Origin of the sequence: Microcoleus sp. B4-C2, from assembly GCF_036705265.1 — a bacterium.
Classification (GTDB): Bacteria; Cyanobacteriota; Cyanobacteriia; order Cyanobacteriales; family Microcoleaceae; genus Microcoleus.
On record NZ_JAUBUB010000147.1, the window covers coordinates 1 to 5,193 of the forward strand.

The 5,193-nt window shown below is 45.9% G+C and carries 6 protein-coding genes; 2 read left to right on the forward strand and 4 right to left on the reverse strand.

Translation table 11 applies throughout. The features are described 5' to 3' along the window. Window positions 1–252: 252 nt before the first annotated feature. The 4 genes from QUB20_RS27025 to QUB20_RS27040 form a co-directional block, all read right to left on the reverse strand. Window positions 253–576, reverse strand: a complete 324-nt coding sequence (locus QUB20_RS27025; RefSeq protein WP_333138580.1) for a hypothetical protein — start codon at window positions 574–576, stop codon at window positions 253–255. A 107-nt stretch (window positions 577–683) separates the two neighbouring features. Then, on the reverse strand, window positions 684–1,076 hold the full coding sequence (locus tag QUB20_RS27030; protein WP_333237655.1) for a DUF5615 family PIN-like protein: 393 nt from the start codon (window positions 1,074–1,076) through the stop codon (window positions 684–686). Further along, window positions 1,073–1,450 (reverse strand): DUF433 domain-containing protein, encoded by a 378-nt coding sequence (locus tag QUB20_RS27035; RefSeq protein ID WP_333251067.1) that lies wholly within the window; start codon window positions 1,448–1,450, stop codon window positions 1,073–1,075. The genes QUB20_RS27030 and QUB20_RS27035 overlap by 4 nt, the downstream gene beginning before the upstream one ends. Window positions 1,451–1,541: 91 nt before the next feature. Next, a complete protein-coding gene (locus QUB20_RS27040) occupies window positions 1,542–2,489 on the reverse strand; it encodes a class I SAM-dependent methyltransferase (protein ID WP_333251069.1) in 948 nt (315 codons plus the stop codon). Between the two features lie 331 nt (window positions 2,490–2,820). Between QUB20_RS27040 and QUB20_RS27045 the strand changes: the two genes are divergently transcribed. Together QUB20_RS27045 and QUB20_RS27050 are read left to right on the forward strand one after the other, a co-directional pair. Next, on the forward strand, window positions 2,821–3,723 hold the full coding sequence (locus QUB20_RS27045) for a hypothetical protein (protein WP_333237661.1): 903 nt from the start codon (window positions 2,821–2,823) through the stop codon (window positions 3,721–3,723). 219 nt (window positions 3,724–3,942) lie between these two features. After that, the gene (locus QUB20_RS27050) at window positions 3,943–4,884 is read left to right on the forward strand and encodes a glutathione S-transferase C-terminal domain-containing protein (RefSeq protein ID WP_333251085.1); all 942 of its coding nucleotides are present in this window, start codon (window positions 3,943–3,945) and stop codon (window positions 4,882–4,884) included. Window positions 4,885–5,193 lie beyond the last annotated feature (309 nt).

Here is a 5,193-nt window from a genome sequence, read left to right on the forward strand (position 1 = left end):
CCCGCCCGTCCAAAAAGGACGGGCGGGACGCCCATCCCACTTTCAAGAGTGGAAGTTATTTAATTCTCATTCCTTAGATGAGAGTGAAACACCGTGTCAATCGATTTTAGATTTTAGATTTTAGATTAAAGAATTGAAGCATTGAGCCCACGGATAAATTCGGGGGCTTGTTCATCGGATACAAGTTTTTTATTTCTGGACGGATGAATCCGGGGGCTTGTATCCTGGATGCTTTCGGTCAAGAAAGATGTGTTATTCGATGAAAATCCCAGCAACTTTGTCTCCATTCATAGTCATGTGTGCCACAAATTCATCTCCACCATCTTCAAAACTCAGCTTCCACAAATAAATCGGACTATTACCTTGTTTTATCTCACCAAAATAAGTAATTGAATATCCTTTTTGCAGGCGTGAAGCGAGCTGCTCGCTAACAGCGTCAAACATTTGTGGTGTAATGCTCGCTTTGTAGCCTGCATCGCCCACTGTGGTAAAAAGCTCGTAATTTTTCGATGCAGTGGCATCCAAAATAACGTGCAAACAATTGATGACGTTTTCAGAGGGGGCTGTCGGATTCATGAAGATGTCCTTCTTTTAGGATTTTATTAAAATGTTCTAGCTCAGACTGCTGTCTAACGCTTAATTGTACCGCAGTTGCGATCGAATTAGGTAAATTGATGTCGATATCACGGAATGAATAACCGACCAACTCCCATATAATTGTCAACGTCTAGAACAATCTCAACAAGACGCTCAACACATCGCTCTCGGTAGTCAAATTCGTCAAGGCGATCGATATCTGTAATTGTCAATACAGGAAACGAATCTGCTGTATTTTCCTCACGCATCACCTGTTCAAGTGAATCCTCACCCTTCATGTTTCGGTTGGCTGTGAGTATCATCATTTGATTTTCTTGAGCATAACGCCAAACCAAACGATCGCTAGCGTCCATCGATAGTCCAGCTTCCCTAAAAGTGACAAATCGAATCGACACGAATTCAAGCCAGCCGAGTTTTGTCAAAATTCCGAGCAAAAGAAGAGCATAGCCGTCAAGATTGTAGTCAACTAGGAAAGTCATTGTTTCTGTGCGACACGTCTCGCTTTTTGCTCCTCAAGTTTTGCCCAGAGAGCTTCTTGTTCGGGCTTGTGTGGCATCATTGCAATGCGATCGAACCGTTCGCGGTTGCGATTTTCCCAATAGGAGCGAATTTCTGCTCTTGTTTGTAATACCTGTTGATACTCTGTTTCGATTTGAGCGCGGTTTGCTTCAATGTAAGACATAGCAGCGTTAATTTGATCGTCCGTGAGGTTAAATTTATGACGAATCAATTTTGGTGAATACTCAGCTTTCAGAAAATCCATAACATCATATAGAGTCAGTCGAGTGCCTGAAATCGTCAGTCCTCGCTCTGTACGGATAATAGTCGCTTGTGTTTCGGATACCGGAGTCATACCTATAACCTTCTAGGTTCGTCTCTATTATACCGCAGTTGCGGTCGAATCAACTTTTTAAGTGTCATCGGCCGCCAACATTTTTCCAACATCAAACCCGACTGTTTATTGCCTCAGCAACAATAGTGCGGTGTCGGACTGTATTGCAAGTGATTGTCGGCTGTGCAAAACCGGAATCAACTAAAGCTTGCTCGATATCCAACCCAAAATACTGATCCAAATAAGGCTCCGTACTTTTGAGCAAAGTCAAAATATAAGGAGGCATTTTGGCATAAACTTCCGACTGAGGATTCATATCCATAATTGTCAAATGTCCGCCAACACGCAGCAAACGCCTCGCTTCCCGGAATATTTCTTTAGTAGCTTTCTGCGGCAATTCGTGACAAACTAAACAAATAGAAACTAAATCAAAAGCAGCCGCAGGCAAACCAGTAGATTCAGCAGCAGCGTGAACCCAAGTCGGAGATTTTTGATTTAAAGATTGGGATTCTCGCTGTTGAGAACGGTATTTAGCAACTGCTAAAAAATAAGGCGACAACTCCACCCCAGTCATCTTCGCTTCCGGGTAAACCTCCCCAAGAGCAAACGTACTCAATCCCACACTGCATCCCAAATCCACAATATCTTGCGGTGAAGAAGCAATCTTAGATTTGATGACTTCGTGATAGCTGGCGCGGAGTTTTGCATCGCCTTCTGCACCCGCTTCCGGCCAAATTGTGGCGTGAACTGTACGGGCGGCAACTTCTACTTCTGTAGCAGCTTCCCAGCTCATGTTACCTTGTTCATAAGCGTGGAATGAAGTTAGATAATATTTCGGGTAAACAAGATCGGGATTTTGGACGCTGAGCAATTCTGCATCCCAATTCCTGGACAAAAGTGCTTGCGATTCTTGTCGCCAATGCACTCCGATTTTTTCTCCTCTTTTTATCATCATTTCCCGCGCTTGGTGCTTGGCTAGATTAGCTAAAGGCTTGATGGAGAGTACGCCATTTACTAAACGCGAGGCTAATCCCGGATTTTTGTTAACTGCAACCGTCATGTTTTATGTTTTTCTATTTTGCGCCATCTATTTTAACACAGTGCGATGATTTTGATTTATCTATATAATGAAACTTAACTTTGTGCTGGCGAGTGAAATGCAAATGTTTTGTGGAAAAGACTTTTTTTAATGAACCGCAGAGGGCGCAGAGAACGCAGAGTTAGAGAAGAGAGAAAAGCTCAGAGGATTGCAAAACAGGCTCTAGTCGTGTAATATTTAATTGTGCTTACTTATTTAAGTTCTGGGGAATTTATCTGGAATCTGGAATCGGATTTGCCGCAGTTGGAGTATTTGGAAGAACACTTTAAATCTGGCTATTCAGGAGTTTGTGATGAGCAAGTCTATTGTGGAATTGGTTGACAATTTGCCGTCGGGTGGCGTCACTGTGATGATGCTCAAATCCCTCGATTTTGTGGTTCCGGGGGCGTGGAACAATCTCACGGGTTTTGATAATACTATTCAAGCGCTGACAGGGGAAACAAAGCGCAAATTAGTTGAGAAAATTCGCGATCGCGCGATCGAGCTTTACGCTAACCCCAATGAGCCATATCAAGGCGTAGTCAGGCTTTACCAGTTAGCAGACAGCGCCGACAGTGCGTTAGGTGCAACGGCTATGGCGAATAAAATCGGCGAAAACATTGGCTTTCTTTCCTTTCTCAACCGCCTCACTCCCAAAGCTGACACAACTCAAACGATCGATTTGTGCGTCAAAGTGGCGATCGAGCTAATTGCCTACTGCAAACTTAACAATATTTCTCTTGACAATGTGGGAAGCTTTGGTAATTATTTATCTCATTACAAAGGCGAATCTCTGATGCGGATGGCTGCATTAGTGTGTGCTGACGGTTTAATTCCCCTTGGCCCGGACTTCATTAGAGTAGCACAAAATACGATAGGCGGATTGAATCCTTCCACCTTGCAGCAAAACTCAACATTCCAAAATATCAGTAACCTAATTCCCGGCGCCAATAATTCACAAAAGTTCGGATTTGTGACAACTACTTTCGCCTCAGCGCAAGGTTGGATGAACAATTTAGTACAGTCTCGCGGCTTAACTCCCGCCATAGTTTTAGGCCATCTCAAGCAATACATTGATGTTACTGATGACAAATTGGATTATGTGGCGGCGTTTTTAGACATGAGTACCAATTATTACGAACATACGGGAATTCAGACGGTTGCTCGCCGATTGATCGATCGAGCTTATGCTGAAATAGCCTCTGGCAGATCCTAGAAAACTCGTTCTCAGGTGAGGGAAAACAGCGAACAGCGAGGCAAAGCCTCTAAATATGCGTTCCCAGGCAGAGCCTGGGGACGAGGGAAAAAACTTCGATCGCAATGTGAGTTAAAATAAGCGAATTATGTTTAGCAAACCTCTTTTAATCGCATTGTGAAAAACAAATCGCTTCCTTCATCCGTAACAGTCAAGCTAGGTAAATTTGTCTGGACATCAATGTGGCAATTAATGATGTCAAAACTAGCGCCGCCCGATCGCACGGGAGCATACATTCGCCCCAGCAGCAGTTTCCGCAACTTTGTCAGCACTGCACCAGACAACCCTCACGGGCCCGCTGCGGGACGCTATCGCCTCTTCGTGGGTACGGGATGCCCTTGGGCGCACCGCACTCTGGTGACGCGGGCGCTCAAAGGGCTTGAAGATGCCATATCTGTGTCTCTTGTCTATCCCTCGGAAGGGGGAATGTGGGTGATGGAGTCGGAAACTTTTGGCTGCAATACGGTGCCGGAACTTTACCAGTTGGCTTTACCGGGCTATCAGGGGCGGTGTACGGTGCCGGTGCTGTGGGATGACTCGAAAAAGACGATCGTCAATAACGAGAGTTCGGAAATTATTGTGATGCTAAACTCGGAGTTTAACGAGTTTGCTAGCAATCCTCAAATGGATCTTTATCCTCTGGATTTGCGATCGCAAATTGACGAGTGGAATGAGAAGATTTACCAATCGGTGAATAACGGCGTTTATCGCTGCGGTTTCGCGCAATCTCAAGCTGCTTATGACTCGGCTTGTAGTGAATTGTTTGCTGTTTTAGACGAGATCGATCGATCGCTCTTGAGGAGTCGTTACCTGTGTGGCGATCGGGTGACATTAGCAGACGTGCGACTTTTTACTACTCTATTCCGTTTTGATGCCGTTTACTACAGCTTGTTCAAATGCAATGTGCGCCGCATTCAAGATTACGAGCATTTGGGTGCTTATCTGCGCGATTTGTACCAGTTACCGGGAGTTGCTGGGACTTGCGATTTGGAGGCTGTGAAGCGCGATTATTACGGCAATTTGTTCCCGCTGAATCCCGGCTGCATTATCCCCGCTGGGCCCGATCCGGGGAGTTTGCTCAAAGCTCACGATCGCGCACGAGTCAGAAACCAGGTTTCTTAACAAAATCCGGCGTGAAGATGCCAGAATAATCGCAGAAACCCGGTTCCTTGGATGGTCGAGTGGGGAGTCAAAAACCTCATTTAGCTCGTTCCCAGGCTCTGCCTGGGAACGCAGATCCAGAGGCTCCGCCTCGCCCTAACCCACCAACCAACCATCGATTCCCTCGTTACCAGGCTCTGCCTGGGAACGCAGATCCAGAGGCTCCGCCTCGCCCTAACCCACCAACTCACCCTCGATTCCCTCGTTACCAGGCTCTGCCTGGGAACGCAGATCCAGAGGCTCCGCCTCGCCCTAACCCACCAACTCACC